Raw genomic sequence first — 26,875 nt, forward strand, 5'->3', positions numbered from 1 at the left:
AAAGAATTCCTGTCGCCATCGAACGAAGATCATAAGAATGCCAACCGTTAACGACCTCAACACCCCGCTGTCCGGCTACAACTACATCGACGCACTGCTCGACCAGGGGCCGGACTGGAACTTCCTGACACCTGCCGGCAACACGCTGCTGTACACCTTCTCGGTCACCGCCGGCAACGAGGACGGCAGGAGCGGCCAGCAGGCATTCAGCGCCGCGCAGCAGAGCTGGGTGCGCTATGCCCTGGCCGAGCTGCAAAAGATCACGGGCATCACGTTCACCGAAACGACCAGTGGCGACGCCCAACTGCACTTCTGCAATATCGACATCACCGACAATTCGTACACAACCGGCCTGTGCAGCTGGCACAGCAGCTATGGCCCCGACGCTACCGGCGAGCTGAAGTACGACGCGACGGCCTACATCTATCTCGACAACAACGAGTTCTACGCGCAGAACAGCGACCTGACCCCGGGCCTGCCCGGCTACCAGACGCTGCTGCACGAGCTTGGCCATGCACTGGGCCTGAAGCATCCGTTCGACGACAGCCCCAACCTGCCGGCGGCGCAGGACAACACGGCCAACACGCTGATGGCGTACACCGAGGCCGGCGGCACCTACCAGCACTACAACCAGTACGACATCGCCGCGCTGAACTGGCTGTACGGCGGCGACGGGCTGCGCGGCGCGCTGGGCATCAACTCGACCACCGGTGCGCGCTACCTCACCGGCACCAACGGCAACGATGTGCTGACCGGCACCCCCTATGACGATACCCTCGAAGGCGATGGCGGCAACGACCAGATCAACGGCGGCGACGGCACCGACACCGTGGTATTCCGCGGCAGCCGCAGCGACTACCGGATCTCGCAGCTGGACAGCGGCGCGCTGGTGGTCGCCGGCTCGGCCTACGAGGGCACCGACACCCTGACCTCGGTCGAATACCTCAAGTTCCTGGGCGACAACAGCGTGCAGCGCGCCCAGGTTGCGGCCGACACCACGCCCCCGGCTGCGCCGACGCTGAGCGTGGCCAAGAACGCCAATGGCTATGCGCTGGGCAGCACGCCGCTGGTGACCGGCATGGCCGAGGCCGGCTCCACAGTCAAGCTGTACAACGGCAAGACGCTGATCGGCAGCACCCAGGTCGATGCCAGCGGGCTGTGGACGATCACGACCGATCCCCTGGCCGACGGCAACAACTATGCGGTGTACGCGACCGCCACCGACGCCGCCGGCAACACCTCGTCCGCCAGCGCCCCGGTCAGCTTCAATGTGGACGCGCACGCCCCGGTCATGCCGACCGGCCAGCTGTCGCTGGCGCAGGGCAGCAACGCGCCCTCCTTCACCGGCACGGCGGAAGCGGGCACGATGATCCAGCTGGTGCGCGTGCCGGACGGCACCGAGATCGCGCGCGGCACGGCTGTCTTGAGCAACACCTTCGCCATCAACCCCGGCGCTTTGCCCAACGGCAATTACACGCTGGCGGTGGTGTCGGTGGACGCGGCGGACAACGCGACCAGTTCGGCGGAGCGCATCACGTTCACGATCAACAGCACGCTCAACACCACCGGCGACGCCGGCGCCAACGTGATCGCGGCCGGTGCGGGCGACAACGGGATCGACGGCAGGGAAGGGCTCGACGTCGTCGTGTACGGCGCGCCGCGCGCGAACTTCACGGTGACCAGGCAGGTGTACGGCTACGCGGTCCAGGACAATGCTGGCGACGGCGGCCGCGACACCTTGGTCAACGTCGAGCGCGTCCAGTTCAGCGACGGCAAGTGGCTGGCGCTGGACATCGACGGCGCCGCCGGCAAGGTGTACCGCATGTACCAGGCCGCGTTCGACCGCACCCCGGACGCCGGCGGCTACGCCTACTGGCTCAACGCGATGGACCACGGCTACACCCTGAACCAGGTGTCCGGCCTGGTGCTGGCCAACAAGGAAGCAGTGGACCTGTACATGAAGGACCCGTCGGACGAGTACTTCGTCACCCAGCTCTACCACCACGTGCTGCACCGCGAGCCCGAGGGCGCGGGCTACCAGTGGTGGCTCGACAACGTGCACAAGGCCTCGCGCGCGGAAGTGCTGGCGATGTTCAGCGAAAGCCCGGAGAACCAGGCCCAGGTCATCGGCACGATCCAGAACGGCATCGACTACACACCCTGGACCGGGGCTTGATTGCGCCGGCTGGCATAATGCGCACTTTGCAGCCAGGAACAGCGCCGTGGATCACGAAGACCGCTTTGTCGATATCGAAATCAAGCTCGCGCACCAGGAAGACCTGGTCGAGACGCTGAACCAGACCATTTACCAGCAAGGCCGCCGCATCGACCAGCTCGAGGCGATGCTGGCCAAGCTGGCCGACCACGTGCGCAACCTGCAGGAAGCCGGGCAGCAGCCGGTCAACGAGCGGCCGCCCCACTACTGAGGTGCTGGCCGAGGCGCTTGCCCAGGCATAGCAGGGTGAGCGTGGGCGGCAGGCCCCACGGGTCCGGGATCACCGAGGCGTCGCACACGTACAGGCCGGCGGTGGCGGTGCGCAGGTCGCTGTTCACGCCGTGCCCGATGCGCACGCTGCCGCCCGGGTGCGCGGCGAAGTGCCAGGTCTTGAAGATGCCGCGCGCGCCGGCCTGGCGCAGGATATCGCCCGCCAGCGCAATGCCGCGCGCGAAGCGGGCGCGCTCAACGTCCCCCAGCCGCTTGCTGACCCAGCGCGGGCCGACCGCGCCGCCGATCTCGTCGCGGATCTTGACCATCATGCTCAGGGTGCGGCTGTGCGCGAACAGCCGGTCCAGCCGGCCGACCTGGGCCGCGAACGCCTGGTACATCGGGCGCGGCAAGGTCAGGTCGGCCAGCGATATGCCCTCGTCGTGCAGCACCATCCCGGCCGCCATCGGCACTTCGGCGCCGCCGTCGATGTCGTCCACCGTGCCCATCACCGCCACCACCGGATCGCTGAAGAACGGCGCGCGGCGCGGCCCCAGTCCGGAGCGGTGCAGGATGCGCGGGCTGCCCACGCCGCCGCCCGAGAGCACCACCAGCGGCGCCCTGATCGTGCGCGGCCGGCCGCCGATGGTGGCCTCGACTCCGGCCGCACGGCCGTTCTCGACCAGCACCCGCTGTACCTGCGCGCGGTCCGCCACCTGCGCCCCGTGCACGCAGGCTTCGTCCAGCAGGTCGCGCGCCGTCCACTTGGCGCCGAACGGGCAGCCGTATACGCAGCGCCAGCAGCCGCTGCGGCAGCTTTGCGGGCGGATCATCTTGTCCAGTTTGCGCCACGGGAGCGACAGCGATCGCGCGGCCTGCATCATGCGCGTGGCCATCGGGCCGACCAGGTTGTCGGGCAGTGGCGCCATCGGCAGCTCGGCCGAGAGCTCGGCCAGCGCCGGCGCCAAATCGATGCCGTGCGCGGCGAACATGGCCGCGGGCGGCGGCGCGGCGGTGGCGAAGTTGATCGCCGAGCTGCCGCCGGCCGTGATCCCGCTGACCATCAGCGAGGCGTCGCTGTGGAAGAACGCGCCGCGCCCCGGCACGGCGGCGATGGCGGCCATCTGCGCCAGCGTGCCCTTCAGCGGCGCCGCGCTGCCCTGCTCCAGCACCAGCACGCGCAGGCCGCGCCGCGCCAGCTCGCGCGCTGTGCTGGCGCCACCGGGGCCGCTGCCGGCGACGATCACGTCATAGGATTCGTGCAAGGTGATAGGCATGGCGCGCATCCTATCACGCAAGGCGCCGCCGCGATCAGGGCGCCGCGTCGGCCGCCTGCAGCCAGGCTACCATCTGGTCGGTCATTCCCACGCCCATCCGCAGCAGGGGTTCTGACGCGATCGCCTTGCGGAACAACGGGACGGTCGCCGGATCGGTGCCGACCATGTCGAAGAACAGCTCCGCCTTCTGGCGCGCCAGCTCCTTCGATGCGGGCGCACGCGCCGACGGGTCGGCCGCCATTTGCTCCCGGATCCGGCCAAACAGCGCAGGCCATTCGCCGCCGCGGCTGGCGTGGTGGCGGCGCATCTGTGCGATGACCTCCGGCGGCAGGTATTTGCCATACACCTCCAGCCGCAGTTCGCCGATCGCGGCGATCATGTAGGCGCGCAGCTCGATCGAGATGCCGGTCTCCTGCCGCGCCTTTGGTTCGTTCGTCAGCATCTGGTCAAGCTTGCTGGCGAAGTCCTGGTTGCCGCCGGTGTCGCGGTCGAGAATCTCCAGCCAGCGCCGCGCGACCTGCCTGGCCTCGGCGCTGTCGGGCGTTACCCCTTGTTCCATCAGCGTGCGCACCTGGCTGACAAGTGCCTGCCAGTCCATCTTTGCATCCTTGGCTTGGACGAGCCGCAGTTGCTGCAGCTCGGCTTGCGAAAAGTATTTGTCGTACATGGTCATCTGCTCCAGAGTGGTTAGCCAGGTGGACAGCTCGGGAGCCTCGCCGCGCGCAAGCTGGGCCCGTACGCGCAGTAGCTGCTCGCGCATGCGGGTGGCTTCCCCGATCTGGCGATCGAGCGAGGCCAGCTGGCGCTCGATGACCGCCAGCGGCGAGGCATCCGGACTGTCCAGGTAAGCCCCGATGTCGGCCAGCGCCATGCCGAACCTGCGCAGCGCCTGGATCTGCTGCAGGCGTGCCACGTCGTCACGGTCGTACAGCCGGTAGCCGGCATCGGAACGCGCGGAAGGCCGCAGCAGCCCGATGCTGTCGTAGTGATGGAGCGTGCGCACCGTCAGGCCCGCGCGCTCGGCCAGCTCACCCACTTTCAGCATCGAACTCCTCCTGTCTTCCACGGTGAACCCAGTCTGGTGCCTCACGTTGCGTGAGGGTCAAGCCATTATCCCGACAAATGTTCAATATTTGCCGACAGGACGTTATAGTTGAGTTATTAGTAACTCTGCAAGTGGCGATGGAAGCGATATTCGAGATGCTGCTGCAGCTTGCACTGGAGTTCATTGTGGAGGTGTTCGGGCAAGTGCTGGCCGAATTCGGCCTGCGCTGCACCACCGAGGCATTCAAGCGCGAGCCCACGCCGTGGATGGCGGCCATTGGCTACGTCATCCTGGGCGCGTTGGTGGGCCTCGTCAGTGTCTTCCTCGTTCCGCCGCTGATCGCCGGGCTGCACCTGCGCATCGCCAACCTGGCGCTGACCCCGGTGTTCGCCGGCGCCGTGATGCTGCTGGTGGGGGCTTGGCGACGGCGCCGCGAGCAGGTCGTGGTGCGGCTCGACAGCTTCGCCTACGGCTACCTGTTCGCGCTGACGATGGCACTGGTGCGCCTCTGGTTCGCACCGTAAAGCTGTTGCTATCCGGTGTCCTTACGCGCTGACATGCATACCTTTTCCTTGTGACGACTGAGCAATAAGCCTGCTATGATCTTGCGCGCATCCGCCTGCCGGGTTCGCTTGGCAGCATGACAACAGCGTTCGCGAGAGACTCCATGAAACGTCCACAACTGCTCATCGTTGCAGCCAGCCTCGCGCTCGCGCATGCAGCGGTCGCCGCCCCTGTCGCAGCCGGTCCCGTGCTCGACGCCGCCAACCCCTTCGCCAGGCCCAGCACACTGCCGCTGCACTACCCAGCGTTCGACAAAATCAAGGACGAGCACTTCATGCCCGCGTTCGAAGCCGGCATGCGCGAGCAGCTGCGCGAAGTGGCCGGCATTGCGGCGAACAAGCGGCCGCCCAGCTTTGACAACACGATCGTCGCACTCGAGCGCTCGGGCCAGCTGCTCACGCGCGTGGGCACCACGTTCTCGAATCTGCAGACGGCCAACACCAACGACAAGCTGGACGCGATCGACCGCGAGATCCAGCCCAAGCTGGCCGCGCACCACGACGCCATCTACCTGAACGACAAGCTGTGGGCGCGCGTCAAGGCGCTGTACGACAAGCGCGCCAGCCTGGGGCTGGACGCCGAGTCGATGCACCTGCTCGAGCGCTACCACCGCGACTTCGTGCGCGCGGGCGCCAGGCTGGGAGCGGCGGACAAGGAAAAGCTCAAGGCCTACAACGGCGAGATCGCCGCGTTGCAGTCCAGGTTCTCTCAGAACACGCTCAAGGAAGCCAATGCTTCGGCGGTGGTGGTGGACACGCGCGCCGAGCTCGATGGCTTGTCCAACGCGCAGGTCGATGCCGCTGCCGCAGAGGCGAAGAAGCGCGGCCTGGATGGCAAGTTCGTGCTCGTCCTCGGTAACACCACCGGCCAGGCGGCGCTCGCCGAACTGACCAACCGCGCGGTGCGCGAACGCCTGCTGGCGGCATCGCTCGCGCGCGGCAGCCGCGGCGGCGAATTCGACAACCGCGAGCTGGTGCTGCGCCTGGTGAAGCTGCGCGCCGAAAAGGCAGCGCTGCTCGGCTACCCGAATTTCGCGGCCTACTCGGTCGAAACCGAAACGGCAAAGAATCCCGAGGCGATCAACAAGCTGCTGGCCGACGTGATCAAGCCGGCAGAGGCCAACGCGCACGGCGAGGCGGCCGAAATCCAGAAAGTGATCGACGCTGAACACGGCGGCTTCCAGGCCGGCCCGCAGGACTGGTCCTACTATACGGATAAGGTGCGATCGCAGAAATTCGCGTTCGACGAAAGCCAGCTCAAACCTTATTTCGAGCTGAACAACGTCGTACTGAACGGCGTGTTCTACGCGGCCAACAAGGAGTTCGGCATCAGTTTCAAGGAGCGCCACGACCTGCCCGTGTACGACCCGGACGTGCGCACGTTCGACGTGTTCGACGCCGACGGCAAGCAGCTGGCGATCTTCATCCTGGACTACTACGCGCGCCCGAACAAACAGGGTGGCGCGTGGGAGAACGAGTACGTCTCGCAGTCCAAACTGCTGGGCACCTATCCGGTGGTCGCGAATCACCTGAACATACCGAAGCCGCCCGCTGGCCAGCCCACCCTGCTGACCTTCGACGAAGTGACCACCGCCTTTCACGAGTTCGGCCACGCGCTGCACAGCATGTTCTCGAACGTGAAGTACCCGACCTTCGCCGGCGCCAACACCGCGCGCGACTTCGTCGAGTACCCGTCGCAGCAGAACGAAATGTGGGCCACCTGGCCCGAAGTGCTGGCCCACTACGCCAAGCATTACCAGACCGGCGCATCGATGCCGAAGGACCTGCTCGACAAGGTGCTGGCGACCAAGACCTTCAACATGGGCTTCATCACCACCGAGTACACGGCGGCGGCGATCCTGGACCAGCGCTGGCACCAGCTGGCGCCCAGCCAGATCCCGACCGACGTGCCGCTCTTCGAGTCGCAGGCGCTGAAGAACGCCGGCGCCGACTACGAGCCGGTGCCGCCGCGCTACCGCACGACCTATTTCTCGCACAGTTTCTCGCTGGGCTACTCGGCCGGCTACTACGCCTACCTGTGGAGCGAAAAGCTGGCCGCCGACACCTCCGCATGGTTCAAGGAAAACGGTGGCCTGCTGCGCAAGAACGGCGACTATTACCGCAAGATGGTGCTGTCGCGCGGCTCTTCGCAGGACGAACTGGAGACCTACCACAACTTCCGCGGCCGCGATGCGGACATCAAGCCGCTGCTGCTGCGCCGCGGCCTGGCCGCTGAATGACCGGATGACCCCGATCGCCCTTTGACAACAACACTCCACAAGAGACAATGAACCGCAACCACATCCTCATCGCCGCCGTCGCCATGGCCGCCGCCCAATTCGCCCACGCCGAACCGGCCTCGATGCTGCCGGCATCGAACCCGTTCGCCAAGGAGAGCACCCTGCCGTTCAAGTATCCGGCGTTCGACAAGATCAAGAACGAGGACTACGAACCGGCCTTCGTCGAAGGCATGCGCGTGCACGCCGCCGAGATCGAGGCGATCGCCAACAACAAGGCCGCGCCCACGTTCGACAACACCGTCGTGGCGATGGAGCGGTCGGGCCGGCTGCTGAATCGGGTGCAGTCCGTGTTTTACAACCTGGTCGGCTGCAACACCAACGAAGACATGCAGAAGCTGGACAAGAAGCTGGCGCCGATGCTGGCCGCGCACAGCGACGCGATCCGCCTGAACAGCAAGCTGTACCAGCGCATCGACACCCTGTACGCCAAGCGTGACAAGCTGCACCTGGACGCCGAGTCGAAATACCTGCTCGAGCGCTACCACACCGACTTCGTGCGCGCCGGCGCCCAGCTGTCCGATGCCGACAAGGCCAAGCTGAAGGCCTACAACGCCGAGATCGCGGGCCTGCAGACCCAGTTCAGCCAGAACGTGCTGAAGGAAGCCAACGCCTCGGCGCTGGTGGTGAACAGCCGCGAGGAGCTGGCCGGCATGTCGGACAAGGCGATCGACGCCGCCGCTGCCGAGGCGAAGAAGCGCGGCATGGACGGCAAGTTCGTGGTGCCGGTCGTGAACACCACCCAGCAGGCTCCGCTGGCCGTGCTGACCAATCGTGCCACCCGCGAGAAGCTGCTGTCGCTGTCGCTCGCGCGCGGCAGCCACGGCGGCGAATTCGACAACCGCGATCTGGTGCTCAAGCTGGCCAAGGCGCGCGCCGAGCGCGCCAGGCTGCTGGGCTACCCGAGCCACGCCGCCTACATGCTGGAAGACCAGACCGCGAAGAACACCGACGCCGTGAACAAGCTGCTGGGCGAGTTCGCCAAGCCGGCGGTGCGCAACGCGAAGAAGGAAGCGGCCGAGATCCAGAAGGTGATCGATGCCGAGAAGGGCGGCTTTGCGGCTACCGCATACGATTGGGACTTCTACACTGACAAGGTGCGCCAGGCCAAATACGCGTTCGACCAGAACCAGCTGCGCCCCTACTTCGAGTACAACACGGTGCTGCTCAACGGCGTGTTCTTTGCCGCGAACAAGGAATACGGCTTGACCTTCAAGGAGCGCCACGACCTGCCGGTGTATAACCCGGACGTGCGCGTGTTCGACGTGTTCGACGCCGACGGCAAGCAGCTCGCCATCTTCCTGCACGACCCGTACGCGCGCTCGAACAAGCGCGGCGGCGCCTGGATGAACGCCTACGTCAACCAGAACACCCTGCTGGGCACCAGGCCGGTGATCGCCAATCACCTGAACATTCCCAAGCCGGCCGCGGGCGAACCGACGCTGCTGACCTACGACGAAGTGCGCACCATGTTCCACGAGTTCGGCCACGCGCTGCATGGCATGTTCTCGAACGTGAAGTACCCGCGCTTTTCCGGCACCCGCGTGCCGCGCGACGTCGGCGAATTCCCGTCGCAGGTCAACGAGATGTGGATGGCCTGGCCGGAAGTGCTGGCCAACTACGCCAAGCACTACCAGACCGGCGCGCCGATGCCCAAGGAACTGCTCGACAAGGTGACCGCCTCGCAGAAGTTCAACGAAGGCTACCGCACCACCGAGTACCTGGCCGCATCGATGCTGGACCAGAGCTGGCACCAGCTGACGGCTGACCAGATCCCGACCGACGTGCTGGGCTTCGAGGCCAACGCGCTGCACCAGTGGGGCGTGGACTTCCCGCTGGTCCCGCCGCGCTACCGCACCACATACTTCTCGCACGTGTTCTCAGGCGGTTATTCGTCGGGCTACTACGGCTACCTGTGGGCCGAGAAGCTGGACGCCGACACCGTCGAGTGGTTCAAGGAGAACGGCGGCCTGCTGCGCAAGAACGGCGACCGCTTCCGCAAGATGCTGCTCTCGCGTGGCGGCTCGGCCGACGTGATGGAAATGTACCGCTCGTTCCGCGGCCGCGATCCGGTCATCCAGCCGCTGCTGGAGCGCCGTGGGTTGACTGGCGAGTAAGCGCCAGCGGCGTGACCAGGGCCCACCCGCTGCAAAGCTGGCGGGCTTTTTCTTTGCTTAGCAGCTCGCCCCGGAATGGGGTTCGCCGTTCCGAAGATTGAAGCCCATGAAGCACTTGTATCCGTCGCTCGGGCGGTAGGAGCACCACACGTCGCCCTTGCGCCGCAGCCGTTCGCCAGCCTCGGACGTGCAAGTGACATCCTTTTCGTCCGGATAGAGTGAGTCGAAAATCTCCTTCGCCGGCTCCCCCGTGACTGCAATGGCGATCTTTCGATCAGTCTTCGAGGGGGCTGCACGCTCGCCGGGCTCTCCGGAATAGATGAGATAAGAAGCGTTCAGGTTTTTGTACTTCGCGGACCAAGGAGAGCCTGTGCTTGCTGCAAAAGCGAGCGGAAGAGCGAAGGTACCGAGGAAAGCTAGCAATTTTCTCATCAAAGCTCCACGTGGAAGTGGTTGTCGTGATGTACCCACGTCCGTACGCGAGCATCGGCCCTGGTATCGTTGAACAGGATCTTTTTCACGAGTGGGTGTGAGAAGAAAATGCCGATCAGCCTGCCGGTCGCCTCTTGATCGTAATCGGCATCATGCCAGGTCACCGGTAGTTGCAGACCGTCCTTGCGAAGCGCGCGTACGTCGACTTGTAGCCCGTCGACGTGGGACGAGTGTTCAGAGGTTGCGCCCGCGTCCGCCTGGCTAATGTTACCAATGCCAAACTTGCGAGTGTCGACAGCTGCCCACTCCCGCTCGACCCAGAGGAGCATTGTCATCATTGATGGATGCGCATACTGGAACTTGCCACCACTGGGCGTTCCGTACACGTAATAGCCCGCGTCCTCAGGGGCCTGAGGGAGCATGAAATAGTCGCGAGAGTCCTTTGGTTGAAGCTGTGAGATTCGCGCCATGACGCCTCCTCGTCAGGCGAAGCGGTTCGTGGCCAAATCCCATCCGCCGGCCGTGTTGCCACCAGCGCCCCCGCTGATCTTTTGTTGGGTGTACTTCCAGCGGACCTTTGCGAACTTCAGCGTGAAGCTGTCGTGCAAGCCCGTCCCGTGGTGCATCACCTGATCGATGCTTCCGATGAGCACATTTTCGAGCTCGACTTCGTAGTATTTGATCGGCTTGCCATCGCTGTCGGCCCGCATGAATTCAAGCCGGGCTTTCGGGATGGTCCGGCCCGCTGAACACGTCTGCATAAGGATAGGAGAAGAGAGGTCTGTCAGCTTACTGAGCGAGATACTCTTGTGCTCGCAGCGCTCGGCTGTGTGTCCGCCCGCAGTGGACGCTGTGGCGCTCTTGGGCTGTTTGACGCCCCACGATGCACTCGCAATTTCGATCCAGCCGACGTGGTTCGAGTCAGCCGACTCGCCTTTAATGCTCTCAATGAACAGGTATGCATCAACTGCCATAGAAGTCTCCCCTAAGGAATTTAAGGAGATATTCTCGTACCAGAGGCGCGTCTTGCTGTTGGCGACGATCAAGCTGTTGCATTGCTTGGCTGATCAAGTGAAGACCGCCTGCTGAATCTGCTGTCGGGCCCCAAATTTCGGCAACCCATGGTCATCTTCGCTATACTTCATCTGCCCCACTTTAGAGAATGCCATGTCGAACGCCAACGAAGAGACCCTGAAAGCCCACCTGAAAGCGCTGCACCGCAGCCTGAACGAAGCCGGCCAGCCCGACGACGAGCTCGAGATGCTGCTGCGCCAGCTCGACGGCGACATCCAGCGCCTGCTCGACAAGCAGGCCGACGACCCTGACCGCAACACCTACGGGCTGGCCAGCCGCGCGCAGGAACTGACGGCACGTTTTGCCGTGCGCCACCCGCACCTGGAGCCGACCCTGCAGGAACTGGGCCGCATCCTCGCCACGATGGGCATCTGAATAACCACAAGTTATTGATAAGTAAGCCGTTTTCCCGGTCCGGGGAGCACTGGGAAAACGGTTTTCCGGTAAAATGCCGGCCAATGAGCTCCCCACCCAATCTTTTCGCGTCCGTTCCCAAGCGGTCGAGCCGCGCGCCCGCCGCCCCGTTTCTGCCGATGTCCCATGCCGAGATGGACAAGCTCGGCTGGGACCAGTGCGACGTCATCGTCGTCACCGGCGACGCCTACATCGACCATCCCAGCTTCGGCATGGCGCTGATCGGCCGCCTGCTGGAAGCGCAGGGCTACCGCGTCGGCATCATCAGCCAGCCCGACTGGCATTCGGCAGAGGCGTTCCGCGTGCTGGGCAAGCCGCGCCTGTACTTCGGCATCACGGCCGGGAACATGGACTCGATGATCAACCGCTACACGGCCGACCGCAAGATCCGGTCGGAGGATGCGTACACCGCGAACGCGGAGCCCAACAAGCGTCCCGACCGTGCGCTGACCGTGTACGCCCAGCGCGCGCGCGAAGCCTATCCCGACGTGCCGATCGTGGTCGGTTCGATCGAGGCGTCGCTGCGCCGCATCGCGCATTTCGACTACTGGTCGGACAAGGTGCGCCGCTCGGTGCTGCCCGACTCGAAGGCCGACCTGCTCCTGTTCGGTAACGCCGAGCGCGCGCTGGTGGCGCTGACACACCGCCTTGCCGCCGGCGAGAACATCAAGGACATCCGCGACCTGCGCGGCACCGCCTTCATGGTGCCGCTGGGCTGGCTGCCGGGCGACGACTGGACCGTGCAGGCCTCCGCCGGCGTGGACGTGCCGGGTCGCGTGGACCCGATCCCCAGCCCGTACCAGGAGATCCCGCAGGACCGCTCGTGCGCGACCGACGAGAAGGCCGCCGAGCCCGAGGTCAAGCCGATCAAGATCATGAGCCGCGAGGAGCGCCTGGCGGCAGCGAAGGAAAAGCACAACAAGACCGTGATGCGCCTGCCGTCGTACGAGGTGGTGAAGGACGATCCGATCATGTACGCGCACGCTTCGCGCGTGCTGCACCTGGAATCGAACCCGGGCAACGCGCGCGCGCTGGTGCAGGCGCACGGCGAGCGCGACGTGTGGATCAACCCGCCGCCGCTGCCGCTGGCCATGGACGAGATGGACGGCGTGTACGACCTGCCGTACGCGCGCGGCCCGCACCCGAGCTACGGCAACGCGCGCATCCCCGCGTGGGAGATGATCCGCTTCTCGATCAACATCATGCGCGGCTGCTTCGGCGGCTGCACCTTCTGCTCGATCACCGAGCACGAGGGCCGCATCATCCAGAGCCGTTCGGAGCCGTCGATCCTGCGCGAGGTCGAGCACGTGCGCGACAAGACCCGCGGCTTCACCGGCACCATCTCGGACCTGGGCGGGCCGACCGCCAACATGTACCGCCTGTCGTGCAAGGACAAGAAGATCGAAGAGACCTGCCGCCGCCTGTCGTGCGTGTATCCGACCATCTGCACCAACATGGGCACGGACCACAGCAAGCTGATCTCGCTGTACCGCAAGGCGCGCGCCATCCCCGGCATCAAGAAGATCCAGATCTCGTCGGGCCTGCGCTACGACCTGGCGGTGCGCTCGCCCGAGTACGTCAAGGAGCTGGTCACGCACCATGTCGGCGGCCTGCTCAAGATCGCGCCCGAGCACACCGAGCAGAACACGCTGTCGAAGATGATGAAGCCGGGGATCGGCGCCTACGACGAGTTCAAGGCCATGTTCGAGCGCTTCTCGAAAGAGGCTGGCAAGAAGCAGTACCTGATCCCGTACTTCATCGCGGCGCACCCGGGCTGCACCGACGAGGACATGCTGAACCTGGCGCTATGGCTGAAGAAGAACAACTTCAAGCTCGACCAGGTGCAGACCTTCACGCCCACGCCGATGGCGATGGCGACCACGATGTACCACACGCGCAAGAACCCGCTGCACAAGGTGGATGCGGATTCGGAGGTGGTCGAGACCGCTCGCAGTGGCAAGATCCGGCGCGTGCACAAGGCCTTTTTGCGCTACTACGACCCGGAGAACTGGCCGCTGTTGCGCGAGGCGCTGGTGAAGATGGGGCGCGGGGACCTGATCGGCTATGGCGAGAAGCACCTGATTCCGCCGACGCAGCCGAAGGACGAGCGCGCGATGCCGGCGGGCGTCGAGCGGCCGCGCGCGCCGGCGCAGGGCAAGGGACGCGCCGAACGGCCGGAACCGGCGCCGCGCCAGCGCAAGGGCGAGCGCGTGTCGGTGAGCGTGGCCCCGCCGCTATCTGCGGTGGGCAAGGTGCGGCCGTCGATCCTGTCGACGATCAAGGCCAAGCCCAAGGCCGGCCGCAAATAAGCCCGTTAGCTGTAAAACCGTCGTCCCCCGCGGAGGCGGGGACCCATGCTGAGCGTGCAATCACGCGGTCTATGGGTCCCCGCCTCCGCGGGGACGACGTGCTTCACGTACGGGTAAGATCAGACAACCAGATCCGCACTGGCCTGCTTCGTCCGCAGCGCCAGCGCATTGCGATGCCGCGCCCGCAGCCGCGGATTGGTCAGCAGCCGCGCCAGCGTCTCCCCCACCAGCATCACCACACCCAACAGCGGCAGCACCAGCATCAGCCCGACCACCCCCGCCACCGCGCCGCCGATAAAGATCATCAGCACCGTCACGAGCGGGTGGATGCGCAGGCTGCGCCCGAGCGTGAGCGGCATGAACACGAAGTCGTCCAGTAGCCGCACCAGCACGAACACCGCGATCGCGCCATAGGCCATGGCCGGGTTGCCCGGCGCGTCGGTCGAGGTCACCACGACCACCAGCGCGCAGCCGGCGATGGAGCCGACGTATGGAACCCATGCCAGCAGCGCCGAGATCAGCCCGAGCAGCAGCGGCGAGGATACGCCGATGATCCACAGCCCGAGCGCCAGCACCGCCGTGTCCAGCACCGTCAGGCGCAGCAGGCCGGAAAAATAGCGGCGCGCGGTCTGGTCCACCTGGTGCATCAGGAACAGCGTCTTTTCGAAGTAGGCGTTGGGCACGCCGCGCGCGAGGAATTTCTTGAAACGGACGCCGTCGCGCAGGAAGAAAAAGGTGAGGAAGGGCGCGAGCAGCAGCGAAGGCAGCCAGCCGGCGGCAGCCAGCAGGAACGCGCCCAGGTGCTGCTGCGGGAAGTCGTTGGTGAGCGCACGGATCGAGCGGTTGAGGATGCCGCGCAGGTGCATGCCCCGCAGGACCGGGAATTTGGCTTCGACCGCCGAGATCGTGGAGCGTACGAATGAGAGCCCGCCGTCCACGTAGCGCCCGATCGCCGCCTGCCACGCGTCGCCCGGCCCGGCCCACGAGAACACCCCGGCCAGCGCCAGCGCCACCAGCGTGAAGAAGACGCTGCACACGAGCAGGGCCGAGACGTTGCGGCTCACGCCCGCGCGCACCAGCCGCCGCATCGGATCGAGCAGCATGTAGTACATCACACCGCCGACGATGAACGGCAGGACCAGCCACAAGGTGTGCTGCAGCACCACCAGCAGCAGGCTGGTGGTGGCGACGATGCCGGCCCAGGCAACCGGCCCGGCGCGCTCTTCAGGCTTCATGTGACTCTCTCATCCGGCAAGGTACGCTCTTCCAATTCCAGGCTCCTTCTCTTCGTGCGTTTTCCAAACAGGAGCCTCGCGGCGGCGGGGCTCGCGGCGATGCGGCGGCCGATCAGCCAGCACACGGCGGTGATGATGCATCCCGATGCAATCGACACCAGCGCGGCGGCAGCGGCGTCGAGCGGGGGCGACAGGTACTGCTTCGACAACTGCTCTGCGAGGATGAAACCGTACATCGACACCACGTAGATGTACAGGGTATCCCGGCCGGCGGCGGCCATGGCATGGCGCGCGGGCGCGGGAAGCAGTCGCCAGGCGCCGTGGAAAACGCACAGGGCGAAGATCGAGACGACGACACCGGCGACATAGCGCAGCGCGATGTTCGGAAGATTGGCCACGGTCAGCGCCATCTTCGAGACGTAGATGTAGGTCGCCTCGTTCCACAGCGCGAAGCAGGCGACGCTGGCCAACCCGGTCAACGCAGCAAGCGCCGCGAGCCTGGCCGGCGATGGCGCACGCAGCTTGGCCAGCGCCGTCACATGGCCCAGCACGAAGAACGGGAACGTGTATTTGAAGAGGTGGACAATCGCGATGTCCGGCACCGCCAGCAGCGCCGCGAACATCAGGACCACGACGCCAGCCCAGTAGCGGCTGCATGTGCGTGCCAGCGCGATCAGCACCACCGATCCGAACAAGGCCCACAGGAACCAGAGCCGTCCAAGGAATTCCCGCAACAGCACGGTTTTCGTCAGCACGGCGCCGTCGTGCAGGGCCAGCAGCGCCAGGTACAACGTGCCCCAGGCCAGCACCGGCGTGAGGTAGCTGGATGCCTTGCCGCGCACCAGCGCAAGCGCCCCGGCTGACACCAGGCCCGGCGTGGAGACGTAGCCGCTAATGGCCATGAACAGCGGCATGTGGAACATGTAGATGGTCTTGAAGAGGGGATCGTTCCAGAAGCCGGTTTGCTGGTAGGTGACGTACTGGATGCTGTGGCCGATCACCACCAGCAGGATGAGCATGCCTTTCGAAAAATCGAGGTATTCACTGCGTCCTGCCATGTTCTTATCCGGGTTGAACGACGGAACTCATCATACAAGCAAGCGAACTGGTCCCGTCGCGCGCGTCGCCCTACGGCGTCTCGAGCAGCTCGGGCGGCCCCTTCCACTCGCCCAGGCGTTGCGCCATCTGCCGCGCCAGCGCCAGCGAAATCTTGTAGCCGATGACGGCGTCGGTTTCCATCAGCGACAGGAAGTCGGCGCGGAAGAACACGGCCAGCTCGCTGTCCTCGGTCGCGCGCGCCTGGGCGTTGCGCGGCGCATCGTTGAGCAGCGCCAGTTCGCCGAAAAAGTTGCCTGGGCCGAGATCGGCAACATGCTGCCGCTCGCCCGCGCTGCCGCGGCGGATCGCCACCCGCCCGTTCATCACCAGGTACAGCGCCTGTCCTTCGTCGCCCTCGTCGAACACGATCTCGCCCGGCAGGTAGCGGCGCTCGTGCATCAGGCCATCGACGATCTTGAGCTCGAGCGGCTTGAGGGAGCCGAACAGGGCCGAGTTCTTCAGTCGCAGCAAGCGCGGCGACATGGGCGGCGATTTCAGCAATCCGAGTATCACGGTGGCTCCGCGTTGCAAAAGGGGAAGTGTTGTCAATTATGCTGCATCGCACGCCCTCGTGTATGCCCTGAGCGAAGATTTTGAACGCCAGCGTTTCCGGATCCCCCCGGCGGAGGGGGGAAATCGCCTGTTTAACAAAATTGTGCAACAGCAATTGTCAAAACCGAGTAAGATAAATTCCCGATGGAAACAGCTGTTATCTGTTTGGCATGATGCTCGGCAAGTGGCGGGCGGATGGCAGAAGGAATTGCCGTGGTAGATATTCGTACAATCATTTTAGCGCTGGGCATCGGCAACGTCGGATTCGCGCTGCTCATGGCCGGCTACATTCGGGGCAGTACGTCACAGGACGGGCTGGCCCTGTGGATGTGGTCGCGGCTGATGCTTGGGGTGACCCAGTTCATCGGCTGGCTGGCGCCCGGCCCCTGGGGCGATTCGCTGCAAGCCATTGGCTGCGTGGCGGGCGTTGCAATGGAATTGGCCGCCTATTGCACCTACTTCGAATGCGGACGCTGGCGCCGTGCCGTCGGCCCGGCCACGGCACTGACGCTGCTGGTGATGCTGTTCGTGAGCTTCCATCGCGCCACGTACGTGCAGCTGCTCGGGCTGGCCTGCGTGATCTCGGCCATGTACGCCGCGGCAATGGCATTCGTGCTGTTGCGGCCGCGTTCGCGCAAGCGTTCGCTGCTGCAAAAGATCATGGGTGGCAGCGACGCGCTCTTTGCCGTGGCGATGGCCGCCGGCGGCTGGGCGGGCTTGAGCGATCCATCGCAAGTGCTGGGCGCCAATGGCCTGCACACGCTGGCCGGGCTGGCGGCCTACCTGATGATGATCGTGAACGGCGCCGGCTTCCTGCTGCTGTGCAAGCAGAAGGCTGACGACCAGATGACGCTGCTGGCGACCACCGATTTCCTGACCGGCCTGGCCAACCGCCGCGCCTTCTTCCAGCAGGCCGAAGGCGCGCGCCAGCTGGCGCTGCGGCTGCGTAAGCCGATCGCGCTGCTGATGCTCGACATCGACCACTTCAAGCAGCTCAACGACCGCTTCGGCCATGCCACCGGCGACGAGGCGCTGGTGCTGTTCGCCGACACGGCGCGCGCCACGCTGCGCGAGCACGACATCATGGGCCGGCTGGGCGGCGAGGAGTTCGCGCTGGCGCTGCCCGGCACCGACCTGCCGGGCGGGGTGCTGGCGGCCGAGCGCCTGCGCCAGGCCGTGATCGACGCGCCGCTGTGCGCGGCCGGTACGCCGCACCGGATGACGGTGAGCATTGGCGTGGTGCTGGTCGAGCCGAACGAGGCGCTGACGGCGGCGCTGGCCCGCGCCGACCAGGCGCTGTACGCGGCCAAGAGCGGCGGGCGCAACCGGGTGGAGGTGGGCCCCCCGGTGCTCAAGCGGGCCTGAAAAAGACGGGCGGAAAAAGAGAAAGGGCCTGGTGTGCAACCAGGCCCTTTCGGATGTTGGCGGAGCGGACGGGACTCGAACCCGCGACCCCCGGCGTGACAGGCCGGTATTCTAACCAACTGAACTACCGCTCCGTTTTTACTGATCGGTACATCGATCCTTGATGACATCTGGTGGGCGCTGAGAGGCTCGAACTCCCGACCTAAGCCTTGTAAGGGCTCCGCTCTACCAACTGAGCTAAGCGCCCGCTCACGTTCTTCGATGTCATCGACGTTTGTCATCACGTCCGACGAAGAGGCCGAATCATAGCCTATCCTTTGAAAAGCGCGCAAGGGTTTTTCGAAAAAATCGTCGCCTGCAACGCTGCGCTACGCGGCAGCGTGGCCTTTTGTGCCAATATCAAGCTCCGGATACCGCCCACGCCATGACCATGCCTGCTTCACGCCAACTTTTGCTGGACCTGTTCCAGCGCGCCGTCTCCGCCGTCGATCCGCTCGAACTGGTCGCCCGCCACCTGCCGCCGCCGCCCAAGGGGCGCACCGTGGTCATCGGCGCGGGCAAGGCAGCGGCGCGCATGGCGCAGGGCGTCGAGCGCCACTGGCAGGGCGAGCTGTCCGGGCTGGTGGTCACGCGCTACGGCCACGGCGCGCCCACCGAACACATCGAGGTGCTGGAAGCGGGCCACCCGGTGCCCGACGCGGCCAGCGCCAAAGCGGCCGAGCGCATGCTGGCGCAGGTCGCCGGCCTTGGCGCGGATGACCTGGTGATCTGCCTGATCTCGGGCGGCGGCTCGGCCTTGCTGTCGATGCCGGCGCCCGGCATCACGGCAGACGAAAAACGCGCGCTCAACCAGCAACTGCTCAAGAGCGGCGCGCCGATCGGCGAGATGAACTGCGTGCGCCGCCATCTCTCGGCGATCAAGGGCGGACGGCTGGCGCTGGCCTGCGCGCCGGCGCGCGTGGTCACGCTGGTGGTGTCCGACGTGCCGGGCGACGATCCGGCCGTGGTGGCGTCCGGCCCCACGGTCCCCGATGGCAGCACCGCGCACGACGCGCTGGCGATCCTGCACAAGTACGGCATCGCCGTCTCCGACCAGGCGCTGCGCGTGCTGCAGGATCCGGCACTGGCCGCGCCGCAGCCGGACGATCCTCGCCTGGCCGGCAACAGCGTCAGCGTGATTGCAACCGCCCAGCAGGCGCTGGATGCGGCAGCGGCGGCCGCGCGCGAGGCCGGCTACACGCCGCTGGTGCTCTCTTCCAGCATGGAGGGCGAGGCGCGCGAGGTCGGCATCGTCCACGCGGGCATTGCGCGCCAGGTGGTCGAGCATGCCCAGCCCCTGGCCGCGCCTTGCGTGATCATCTCCGGCGGCGAAACCAGCGTGACCGTGCGCGGCAACGGGCGCGGCGGGCGCAACGTCGAATTTTTGCTGGCGCTGGCGATCGCGCTGGACGGCCTGCCCCGTGTGCATGCGATCGCCTGCGACACCGACGGCATCGACGGCACCGAGGACAATGCGGGCGCCGTCATCGGCCCCGACACGCTGGCGCGCGCGGCCGGCTGCGGCCTCGATCCGCGCGCAATCCTGGCCAACAACGATGCCTACAGCCTGTTTGCGCGGCTGTCCGACCTGGTCGTGACCGGCCCCACGCGCACCAACGTCAACGACTTCCGGGCGATCCTGATCGAACCGTAGGGTGGGCAGCTTGTCTGCCCACGCGTCCAGCCGGCTTATGACAGGCCGGACAGCATAGCCGTGCGTTGAACGCGTGGGCAGGAGACCTGCCCACCCTACGGGCCGTCTTTCGGCCACTGCAAGGATCTGCCGAGAATGTGTTGCGAAAAGCACTTTTCTGGCCGGTTTTTCTTGCCCTGTGACATACACATCCCCCAAAATGTCGGGCTTATAAAGCCGGCAACCTTAAAACATCGCTAAGAAATGCCAGGTGCCGGGGCGGCTTGCAGCCGTCCGCGCGGTCGCTCGACGCCGCGCCGGGAAAAAAGAGAAGTGTGGGAGACACCGACCGCATCACCTTTTACACAAAACCAGGGGAAACTCCATGATCAAGTTGTCCAGGATGCACCAGCGCGTACTGCTGGCGGTGACTGCCGCCATGCCGGTAGGCGTGGCTGTCGCCCAAACCACCGCCGCACCGGAACTGCAGCAAGTCACCGTGACCGCGCAGCGCCGCACCGAGAATATCAAGGAAGTGCCGGTGTCCGTCACCGCCATCAAGGGCGAGAAGCTCGATGTGCTGGTGTCCGGCGGCGACGACATCCGCCTGCTGGCCGGCAAGGTGCCGAGCCTGAACGTCGAATCGTCCAACGGCCGTACCTTCCCGCGCTTCTACATCCGCGGCTACGGCAACACCGACTTCTCGAACTTCGCCTCGCAGCCGGTCTCGCTGGTGGTGGACGACGTGGTGCAGGAAAACCCCATGCTCAAGGGCTTCCCGATCTTCGACGTGGCCGCCGTCGAAGTGCTGGCCGGCCCGCAGGGCACGCTGTTCGGCCGTAACACCCCGGCCGGCGTGGTCAAGTTCGAATCCGAGAAGCCGCACCTGAAGAAGCTCGAGGGCTACTACAACCTGTCGTACGGCACCCGCGGCACCGCCAACGTCGAAGGCGCGGTCAATGTGCCGCTGTCGGACAAGTGGGCCATGCGCGTGTCGACCCTGCGCCAGCACCGCGACAACTACGTCGACAACTACGCCGACGTGGCCAAGACCCAGAAGACCGGCGAGCTCGATGGCTACAACGAACACGCCGAGCGCGTGCAGTTCCTGTACACCCCGAACGCCTCGTTCAGCGCCCTGCTGAACCTGCACCAGCGCGCCACCACCGGCAGCGCGCGCCTGTTCCGCGCCAACCTGATCAAGAAGGGCACCAACGACTTCGCCGACGGCGTGGACCTGGGCAGCCTGGTCAGCAACGGCCGCAACTTCCAGCACCTGGACACCAACGGCAGCAACCTGCGCCTGACCTGGGACCTGGGCCCGGTCAAGCTGTACTCGATCACCGGCTACGAGCACGTGGGCGACTACTTCAGCCGCGGCGACATCGACGGCGGCACCCCGGCCGGCCCGGGCTTCATTCCGTTCCAGGTCGAGACCGGCGGCTTCGTGCACGGCCTGCGCCAGTACACGCAAGAGTTCCGCGTCGAGTCCAAGCAGGTTGGCCCGATGAGCTGGCAGGCCGGCACCTACTACTTCAACGAAGACGGCAAGGTCGGCACCAACAACTACAGCAGCGTGACCTGGGGCCAGACCTCGCACCTGGAAAGCCACCAGAAGAACACCGCATGGGCGGCCTTCGCGTCGGTGAACTACGCGCTGACCGATGACTTCACCGTGCGTGGCGGCGTGCGCTACACCGACGACAAGAAGCACTTCAACACCGTCGAAGCGCAGAACGTGGTGCAGGTGGGTCCGTCCTTCGTTGACGAGAGCAAGAGCAAGGTCAACTGGGACCTGTCGGGCACCTACAAGCTCAATCGCGACGTGAACCTGTACGCCCGCGTGGCGACCGGCTTCCGCGCCCCGAGTATCGCCGCCGCCAACTCGTCGGTGCCGATCACCGTGGCCGACGCCGAGACCATCACCTCGATCGAAGGCGGCATCAAGGCCGACCTGTTCGATCGCCGTGCACGCGCCACGTTCTCGGTGTTCGACTACGACGTGAAGAACCAGCAGCTGACCGTGGTGGGCGGTAATTCCAACGTCACCAAGCTGATCAACGCGGCCAAGAGCCGTGGCCGCGGCGTCGAGTTCGACTTCGAGGGTAACATCGCCACTGGCCTGAAGGTCACTGCCGGCGGCAGCTACAACTTCACCGAGATCCGCGACCCGAGCCTGTCGGTCAACAAGTGCGCGCAATGCACCGTGCTGGACCCGGTCAACGCCGCCGGCCGCGTGGTCATCGACGGCAACCCGCTGCCGCAGGCGCCGAAGTGGATGCTCAACGCCACCGCGCGTTACGGCATCCCGATGGGCGACGGCGAGTTCTTCGTGTTCACCGACTGGGCGTACCGCAGCAAGATCAACTTCTTCCTGTACGAGGCTGCCGAGTTCTCGGGCAAGCCGCTGACCGAAGGCGGCCTGCGCGTGGGCTACACCTGGGACGCTGGCAAGTACGAGGTGGCAGCGTTCGGCCGCAACATCCTCGACCAGCGCCGCATCACCGGCGCCATCGACTTCAACAACCTGACCGGCTTCACCAACGAGCCGCGTGTCTGGGGCGTGCAGTTCAAGGGCAATTTCTGAGCCTTTTGACAGCGTGAATGGAAAAGGCCGCGATTTCCATCGCGGCCTTTTTTTATCTTCGCTTTCCGCGAAAACTATTTATATCGTTACCCTTAAGACCGTCGTTCCCGCGAAGGCGGGAACCCATAGGCACCGTGCGTCGTCAAGCTCTGTGTCGCAAGCCGGCAAACTCAGCATGGGTCCCCGCCTGCGCGGGGACGACGTTCGGAAGCTAACGCTTAGAACACCCCGCCGCCACCATCGGCAGCCAGCAGCCAGTTGCCGCGCACATGGTGGTCGGCGGTCAGGAAGCCCTGGCCCACCAGCGTCGCGACGCTCCAGTCGGACAGCAGCACCGTGTTGCCTCCCAGTGCGCCGCCCGTGATTGCCACCGCGTCCAGGCTGCCGTTGCCATCCAGGTCCACGTCGGCGAAGCTGAAGCCGTCCACCACGTGCGCCTGCTTGATGAACACCGACACGTCCGTGGCGCTGTCGGTGCCGGCGTAGCCGATCACGATTGTGTCCACCTGCGGCTTGAAGTCCAGCACCTTGTCCTTGCCCGAATCGGCAGTGATGACGAAGGTGTCCGGGCCTTCGCCGCCGGTGAGCGTGTCGAAGCCGGCGCCGCCGACCAGGATGTCGGTGCCGTTATCGCCGAACAGGAAGTCCGCGCCGGCGCCGCCGAACAGCACGTCCTTGCCGTTGCCGCCGTGGAGCGAGTCCGAGCCGTCCAGGCCAATGGCCACGTCGTCGCCGTTGCCGCCGTTGTACACGGTGTCATGGCCGGCGGTGTCGGTGAAGGTGCCGGACTTGTTGCTGCCGTTGACGACCTGGTTGTCGCCAGCTTCCGTCACCGTGATGCTGACGGTGACCGGCGCGCTGCGCCCGCCGTGGCCGTCGTCGGCCGTGTAGGTGAAGCTGTCCACCACCGATTTGCCGGCGGCGAGCAGGTCGAACGCGTCGGCGTCGGCCAGGTAGCGCACCTGGCCGTGGTCCAGCACCAGCGTCGCGCCCAGCGCCGAGTGGGCGTCGGCCAGCACGATCGACAGCGCGTCGCCGTCCACGTCGCTGTCGTTGCCCAGCACGTTGATGGTCACCTCGGCGTCTTCCGCCACGCTGGCGCTGTCGTTGGCGGCCACCGGCGCATCGTTGACCGAGGCGATGGCCAGCTGTACCAGGGTTGCCGACGAGGCGCCGCCGAAGGCGTCGCTGGCGATGTAGGTGAAGCTGTCGGCGCCGTTGTAGTTGGCGTCGGCGTGGTATTCGAACGAGCCGTCCGCGCGCAGCGCCAGCGTGCCATGCGCCGGGCCGCTCACCAGCGCCACGTTCATCGCGTCGCCATTGATGTCGCTGTCGTTGGCCAGCACGCCGTGCAGCGCGTCGATCAACAGGCCCACGTCCTCGTCGGTGCCGTAGCTGGTGTCGGCAACGGTGGTGGGCGCATGGTTGATCAGCAGGCGCGAGAGCACCGGGTCGTGGTCGGTCGGGCTGGTGTCGTACGGCAGGTTGGTATTGACGTGCACGTCGTCGAACTGCGCGCTGGCGTACAGGTTGGTCGAGACCAGCAGGTGGTCGATCTGCTCGTTGTTGCCCTCGAAGGTGCTGGTGTAGCGGTCGGTCGCCTCCAGCTTCCAGATCAGGTTGGTCAGCCCACCGGTCTCGAGCTGCGTCAGCGAGGTTTCGAACTGCAGGCCGTTGAAGTCGCCGCCGACGACCACGTTCGCGTCCGGCTTGGTGGCCAGGATCTGCTGCACGAAGTCGCGCACCGCCGTGGTCTGGTCGGTGCGGCGAGCGTCGCCCGAGATGTACGGCGGCTGGTCCACGCCATACAGCTCGTCGCTGCCCAGGCGCGAGTAGTTGTGGATGCTGACGAAGGTGACTTCCTCGCCGTGGAACATGAAGTCCGCCACCAGCGGCTTGCGGCTGTTGGCGAACGAGTCGCCATTGGCCGGCGTGGTATCGGACAGCAGGTGCACCGAGCCGGCCACGTAGCTGACGTGCTCCGGGTTATACAGGATCACGTTGCGGATGTTGCCGTTGGCCTGGCCGCCGGTCGAGTTCTCGCTGGTCGGGTCCACCGACACCCAGGCGTAGTGCGGGCCGCCGGCAGCGACGATGGCGTCGATCAGCTTGGCCACGGTCACGTCGGCCGACAGCACGCCGGTGCCAGTGCCGTTGCTGTCCTGGACTTCCTCGACACCGAGGATGTCCGGCGAGCCGAGGCTCACCGCCACGTCATAGCCGAGCGCGTCAAACTTCCACTGCGCGTCGTTCGGGTCCATGTTGGCCATATTGTAGGCGCCAACGGTCAGGTGGCCGGTGTCGCCCTTGAGCGCGGTGGTCTCGCTGCTGATCGCGATGCGCGACTGCACGGTCGGGGTGGCGACGGGAATCAGCTCGTAGTTGCCGTTGTAGTAGGACATGACGCCGGTGACGTCCCCCAGCAGGTCGCCGGTCTCGAACGAGGCCGTGTCCGCGCCCGCCGCGATGCCGCCGTTGCCGTAGATTTCGATGCGTTCCGGGTTGACGTCGGTGGCGCCGTGGGTGATGCCGCCGCGGTCGTTCATGCCGGTCGCGTGTGCGCCCAGGTCGGTCACCACGTAGGTCGCCTGCTGGTAGGTGTCGTCGATCACCTGCACGTTCTTGGCCGTGACCAGCATGCCTTCGAGTGATTCGTAGAAGTCGATGCCGTCGTGGCTCGGGTTGAACACGCCGAAGTTGTCGCTGTCGATGACTTCCGTGGGCGGCAGGCGGCCGCCTTCGCCGATGACGGTGGGGGCGACCACGTTGCCGCTGCTGATCACCGAGATATCCTGCACGTTCGACACTTCGGTGATGGTCAGGTTGTTGGTGCTCTTGCCCTTGAATTCGGTGACGGTGCCGTACACCTGTACCAGGTCGCCGGTGTGGACGGTGCTGCCCGGCGCGTACACGAACAGCGCGTCCGAGGTGGCGTCGATACCGTCGCCCTGCTGGTCCTGGATCCAGAACCCGCCGGCGGTGGCGCTGGGGTCGATCGCGGTGACCACGCCGCGCGTGATGACGAGCGCGCCTTCCATCGGCGAGCGGTGGCCCGCGCCCTGGATTTCGTAGGTGTGGGTAAGCGCGGCGACGGTGGAAAAGTCGATCGGGTTGCTGCCGGTGCCGCCGTAGGCATTGCCGGCCTTGTCGAGCACCGCGCCGGCGTCCACGCTCACGTGGTAGGTGGTGCCGATGTTCAGCGCGCTGGTCGGGTTGATGACGAGCTGCTGGCCGCTGACGCTGACCTGGCTGGCGTCGGCCACATCGATCACGCGCACGTCGGCGGCGCCGTCGCTGATGGTGATCTTGCCGCTGCCCAGCGTGACCAGCTCGTTGAAGTTCAGGACCAGGTCGGCGTTGGGGCCGACGCCGATCGCGCCGTCCAGCGGGCTGGTGGAGGCCAGCTCCGGCGGCGTCGTATCGGGCGCCATCGCCTTGCTGGTCACCTTCAGGTTGTCCACGCCGATCCATTCGTCGGCGCCGAACGCGTCGGCCGTCAGCACACGGATCTCGACCTGCGACTGGTTGTTCACCGCCGCCGGCAGATCAAGCTCAAGATGGGTGACCAGGTTGGCCAGCGACGGGCCGGTCGAGGCGTCGGCCACGTAGCCGCCCGGGACGTTGGTCCAGGCGCCGCTGTCGCCCACGCGGTACTGCACCACGATCTGCTGGACGGCGTTGTCGCCGCTGCCGTCGATGTCGCGCAGGTCCACCGAGAAGTGCAGGTCCTGGCGGCTCGAAGCGTCCAGGTACAGCACCAGGTTCGGCGCCTGCGCCGTGCCCGAGCCCTGCAGCGCGACGGTGGGGTCGGCCAGTTTGGAAAATTCGGTGACGCCGCCCGTGGTGTAGGTGTTCGGGTTCGCCTGGTCCGGGTTCACGTTGACCACCGTGCTGTCGCCGGTCACCAGGCGCGCATCCTTGCCGCTCGATGCCAGGCCGTCGCCGCGGTAGCCCATGATGGACGGGACGCCGCTCCAGTCGTTGGCGGTGGTGATCAGGCTACTGTTGCTCCAGTCCTGGAAAAAATCCGAGTCCGACAGCTTGTAAAAAGTCTTCGACATGCAGTTTTCCCTCTGAGTGAAAGCGCGGCGCGCGGGTGGACGGACTGCCGTTGGCCGGTCTTTTGTCCGGTTGGTAAGGCGTTAATTGTGCAATAAGTCTAGTGACGCACAATAATATTTTTTTGGAAACGAATGCCCATAGTTATGCATATATAGTTACCGAATAACAACTGATGGCATACGGAAAGATTTTGTCGCGTTTACATGACGGACGTGTGAATCCCGAGGCGGCGGAGTTATCGTTCAGTTACCTCGGGAAAATTTTCTGTTGCAATCGCCGCGAATCCACCTTGAGTTGCCCGCGTGCAAGCGGATTGAGCTGTAGGCTTTGCGCTGTTTTCTGCACGTAACA

At 65.5% G+C, this 26,875-nt stretch carries 19 protein-coding genes and 2 tRNA genes; 10 read left to right on the plus strand and 11 right to left on the minus strand.

Features of this window, described 5'->3' with window-relative positions:
* Positions 1 to 37: 37 nt before the first annotated feature.
* On the plus strand, positions 38 to 2,176 hold the full coding sequence (locus tag NX773_RS18940; RefSeq protein ID WP_258857850.1) for a DUF4214 domain-containing protein: 2,139 nt from the start codon (positions 38 to 40) through the stop codon (positions 2,174 to 2,176).
* A gap of 46 nt (positions 2,177 to 2,222) precedes the next feature.
* On the plus strand, positions 2,223 to 2,426 hold the full coding sequence (locus NX773_RS18945; RefSeq protein ID WP_258824204.1) for a SlyX family protein: 204 nt from the start codon (positions 2,223 to 2,225) through the stop codon (positions 2,424 to 2,426).
* Here NX773_RS18945 and NX773_RS18950 read toward each other — a convergent pair.
* Positions 2,401 to 3,702 (minus strand): FAD-dependent oxidoreductase, encoded by a 1,302-nt coding sequence (locus tag NX773_RS18950; RefSeq protein ID WP_258857851.1) that lies wholly within the window; start codon positions 3,700 to 3,702, stop codon positions 2,401 to 2,403. The two genes, NX773_RS18945 and NX773_RS18950, sit on opposite strands and share 26 nt — an antisense overlap.
* A gap of 34 nt (positions 3,703 to 3,736) precedes the next feature.
* The gene (locus NX773_RS18955) at positions 3,737 to 4,747 is read right to left on the minus strand and encodes a MerR family transcriptional regulator (RefSeq protein ID WP_258857852.1); all 1,011 of its coding nucleotides are present in this window, start codon (positions 4,745 to 4,747) and stop codon (positions 3,737 to 3,739) included.
* 137 nt (positions 4,748 to 4,884) lie between these two features.
* Here NX773_RS18955 and NX773_RS18960 point away from each other — a divergent pair, with 137 nt between their 5' ends.
* The 3 genes from NX773_RS18960 (at position 4,885) to NX773_RS18970 (ending at position 9,724) form a co-directional block, all read left to right on the plus strand.
* Positions 4,885 to 5,271, plus strand: coding sequence for a hypothetical protein (locus NX773_RS18960; RefSeq protein ID WP_258857853.1), 387 nt, complete (start codon positions 4,885 to 4,887; stop codon positions 5,269 to 5,271).
* A gap of 143 nt (positions 5,272 to 5,414) precedes the next feature.
* Complete coding sequence (locus NX773_RS18965) at positions 5,415 to 7,550, plus strand: M3 family metallopeptidase (RefSeq protein WP_258857854.1); 2,136 nt, start codon at positions 5,415 to 5,417, stop codon at positions 7,548 to 7,550.
* Between the two features lie 47 nt (positions 7,551 to 7,597).
* On the plus strand, positions 7,598 to 9,724 hold the full coding sequence (locus tag NX773_RS18970; protein ID WP_258857855.1) for a M3 family metallopeptidase: 2,127 nt from the start codon (positions 7,598 to 7,600) through the stop codon (positions 9,722 to 9,724).
* 57 nt (positions 9,725 to 9,781) lie between these two features.
* Here NX773_RS18970 and NX773_RS18975 read toward each other — a convergent pair whose 3' ends face one another.
* Genes NX773_RS18975 through NX773_RS18985 form a run of 3 tightly spaced genes read right to left on the minus strand, consistent with a single transcriptional unit; the run spans position 9,782 to position 11,130 of the window.
* On the minus strand, positions 9,782 to 10,156 hold the full coding sequence (locus NX773_RS18975) for a hypothetical protein (RefSeq protein ID WP_258857856.1): 375 nt from the start codon (positions 10,154 to 10,156) through the stop codon (positions 9,782 to 9,784).
* Complete coding sequence (locus NX773_RS18980; RefSeq protein ID WP_258857857.1) at positions 10,156 to 10,626, minus strand: penicillin-insensitive murein endopeptidase; 471 nt, start codon at positions 10,624 to 10,626, stop codon at positions 10,156 to 10,158. Before NX773_RS18980 ends, NX773_RS18975 begins: the two co-directional genes overlap by 1 nt.
* A 12-nt stretch (positions 10,627 to 10,638) precedes the next feature.
* Positions 10,639 to 11,130, minus strand: a complete 492-nt coding sequence (locus NX773_RS18985) for an Hcp family type VI secretion system effector (protein WP_258857980.1) — start codon at positions 11,128 to 11,130, stop codon at positions 10,639 to 10,641.
* A 193-nt stretch (positions 11,131 to 11,323) separates the two neighbouring features.
* Here NX773_RS18985 and NX773_RS18990 point away from each other — a divergent pair, with 193 nt between their 5' ends.
* Positions 11,324 to 11,605, plus strand: a complete 282-nt coding sequence (locus NX773_RS18990; RefSeq protein WP_258857858.1) for a DUF4404 family protein — start codon at positions 11,324 to 11,326, stop codon at positions 11,603 to 11,605.
* An 83-nt stretch (positions 11,606 to 11,688) separates the two neighbouring features.
* Positions 11,689 to 13,953 carry a YgiQ family radical SAM protein gene (locus tag NX773_RS18995; protein ID WP_258857859.1) on the plus strand — a complete coding sequence of 755 codons (2,265 nt, stop codon included), beginning with the start codon at positions 11,689 to 11,691 and terminating at the stop codon, positions 13,951 to 13,953.
* Positions 13,954 to 14,072: 119 nt separating this feature from the next.
* On the opposite strand, the gene NX773_RS19000 is transcribed toward NX773_RS18995, so the two are convergent.
* From NX773_RS19000 to NX773_RS19010, 3 genes are all read right to left on the minus strand, one after another.
* Positions 14,073 to 15,188: an AI-2E family transporter gene (locus tag NX773_RS19000; RefSeq protein ID WP_258857860.1), complete on the minus strand. Its 1,116-nt coding sequence runs from the start codon at positions 15,186 to 15,188 to the stop codon at positions 14,073 to 14,075.
* Positions 15,185 to 16,246 carry an acyltransferase family protein gene (locus tag NX773_RS19005; RefSeq protein WP_258857861.1) on the minus strand — a complete coding sequence of 354 codons (1,062 nt, stop codon included), beginning with the start codon at positions 16,244 to 16,246 and terminating at the stop codon, positions 15,185 to 15,187. The genes NX773_RS19000 and NX773_RS19005 overlap by 4 nt, the downstream gene beginning before the upstream one ends.
* A gap of 70 nt (positions 16,247 to 16,316) precedes the next feature.
* A complete protein-coding gene (locus NX773_RS19010) occupies positions 16,317 to 16,799 on the minus strand; it encodes a cyclic nucleotide-binding domain-containing protein (protein ID WP_258857862.1) in 483 nt (160 codons plus the stop codon).
* 252 nt (positions 16,800 to 17,051) lie between these two features.
* Here NX773_RS19010 and NX773_RS19015 point away from each other — a divergent pair, with 252 nt between their 5' ends.
* Positions 17,052 to 18,203: a GGDEF domain-containing protein gene (locus tag NX773_RS19015; RefSeq protein ID WP_258857863.1), complete on the plus strand. Its 1,152-nt coding sequence runs from the start codon at positions 17,052 to 17,054 to the stop codon at positions 18,201 to 18,203.
* 57 nt (positions 18,204 to 18,260) lie between these two features.
* Here NX773_RS19015 and NX773_RS19020 read toward each other — a convergent pair.
* Positions 18,261 to 18,337: transfer RNA gene (locus NX773_RS19020), tRNA-Asp, on the minus strand.
* 37 nt (positions 18,338 to 18,374) lie between these two features.
* A tRNA-Val gene (locus NX773_RS19025) sits at positions 18,375 to 18,450 on the minus strand.
* Between the two features lie 177 nt (positions 18,451 to 18,627).
* On the opposite strand from NX773_RS19025, the gene NX773_RS19030 reads away from it, so the two are divergent.
* Positions 18,628 to 19,896, plus strand: coding sequence for a glycerate kinase type-2 family protein (locus NX773_RS19030; RefSeq protein WP_258857864.1), 1,269 nt, complete (start codon positions 18,628 to 18,630; stop codon positions 19,894 to 19,896).
* Between the two features lie 364 nt (positions 19,897 to 20,260).
* Positions 20,261 to 22,462: a TonB-dependent receptor gene (locus NX773_RS19035; protein WP_258857865.1), complete on the plus strand. Its 2,202-nt coding sequence runs from the start codon at positions 20,261 to 20,263 to the stop codon at positions 22,460 to 22,462.
* A 218-nt stretch (positions 22,463 to 22,680) separates the two neighbouring features.
* On the opposite strand, the gene NX773_RS19040 is transcribed toward NX773_RS19035, so the two are convergent.
* Positions 22,681 to 26,523, minus strand: coding sequence for a cadherin-like domain-containing protein (locus tag NX773_RS19040; RefSeq protein ID WP_258857866.1), 3,843 nt, complete (start codon positions 26,521 to 26,523; stop codon positions 22,681 to 22,683).
* Positions 26,524 to 26,875 lie beyond the last annotated feature (352 nt).

This window comes from Massilia solisilvae (genome assembly GCF_024753215.1).
Taxonomy (GTDB): Bacteria; Pseudomonadota; Gammaproteobacteria; order Burkholderiales; family Burkholderiaceae_D; genus Telluria; species Telluria solisilvae.

Bases quoted from the DNA above. Each gene is read 5' to 3' on its own strand.
- NX773_RS18985 (WP_258857980.1), bottom strand. From the start codon at position 11,130: ATGGCAGTTGATGCATACCTGTTCATTGAGAGCATTAAAGGCGAGTCG.
- NX773_RS19005 (WP_258857861.1), bottom strand. From the start codon at position 16,246: ATGGCAGGACGCAGTGAATACCTCGATTTTTCGAAAGGCATGCTCATC.
- NX773_RS18965 (WP_258857854.1), top strand. From the start codon at position 5,415: ATGAAACGTCCACAACTGCTCATCGTTGCAGCCAGCCTCGCGCTCGCG.
- NX773_RS19030 (WP_258857864.1), top strand. From the start codon at position 18,628: ATGACCATGCCTGCTTCACGCCAACTTTTGCTGGACCTGTTCCAGCGC.
- NX773_RS18940 (WP_258857850.1), top strand. From the start codon at position 38: ATGCCAACCGTTAACGACCTCAACACCCCGCTGTCCGGCTACAACTAC.
- NX773_RS18975 (WP_258857856.1), bottom strand. From the start codon at position 10,156: ATGAGAAAATTGCTAGCTTTCCTCGGTACCTTCGCTCTTCCGCTCGCT.
- NX773_RS18970 (WP_258857855.1), top strand. From the start codon at position 7,598: ATGAACCGCAACCACATCCTCATCGCCGCCGTCGCCATGGCCGCCGCC.
- NX773_RS18960 (WP_258857853.1), top strand. From the start codon at position 4,885: ATGGAAGCGATATTCGAGATGCTGCTGCAGCTTGCACTGGAGTTCATT.
- NX773_RS19000 (WP_258857860.1), bottom strand. From the start codon at position 15,188: ATGAAGCCTGAAGAGCGCGCCGGGCCGGTTGCCTGGGCCGGCATCGTC.
- NX773_RS19040 (WP_258857866.1), bottom strand. From the start codon at position 26,523: ATGTCGAAGACTTTTTACAAGCTGTCGGACTCGGATTTTTTCCAGGAC.
- NX773_RS18980 (WP_258857857.1), bottom strand. From the start codon at position 10,626: ATGGCGCGAATCTCACAGCTTCAACCAAAGGACTCTCGCGACTATTTC.
- NX773_RS18950 (WP_258857851.1), bottom strand. From the start codon at position 3,702: ATGCCTATCACCTTGCACGAATCCTATGACGTGATCGTCGCCGGCAGC.
- NX773_RS19035 (WP_258857865.1), top strand. From the start codon at position 20,261: ATGATCAAGTTGTCCAGGATGCACCAGCGCGTACTGCTGGCGGTGACT.
- NX773_RS18990 (WP_258857858.1), top strand. From the start codon at position 11,324: ATGTCGAACGCCAACGAAGAGACCCTGAAAGCCCACCTGAAAGCGCTG.
- NX773_RS18995 (WP_258857859.1), top strand. From the start codon at position 11,689: ATGAGCTCCCCACCCAATCTTTTCGCGTCCGTTCCCAAGCGGTCGAGC.
- NX773_RS18955 (WP_258857852.1), bottom strand. From the start codon at position 4,747: ATGCTGAAAGTGGGTGAGCTGGCCGAGCGCGCGGGCCTGACGGTGCGC.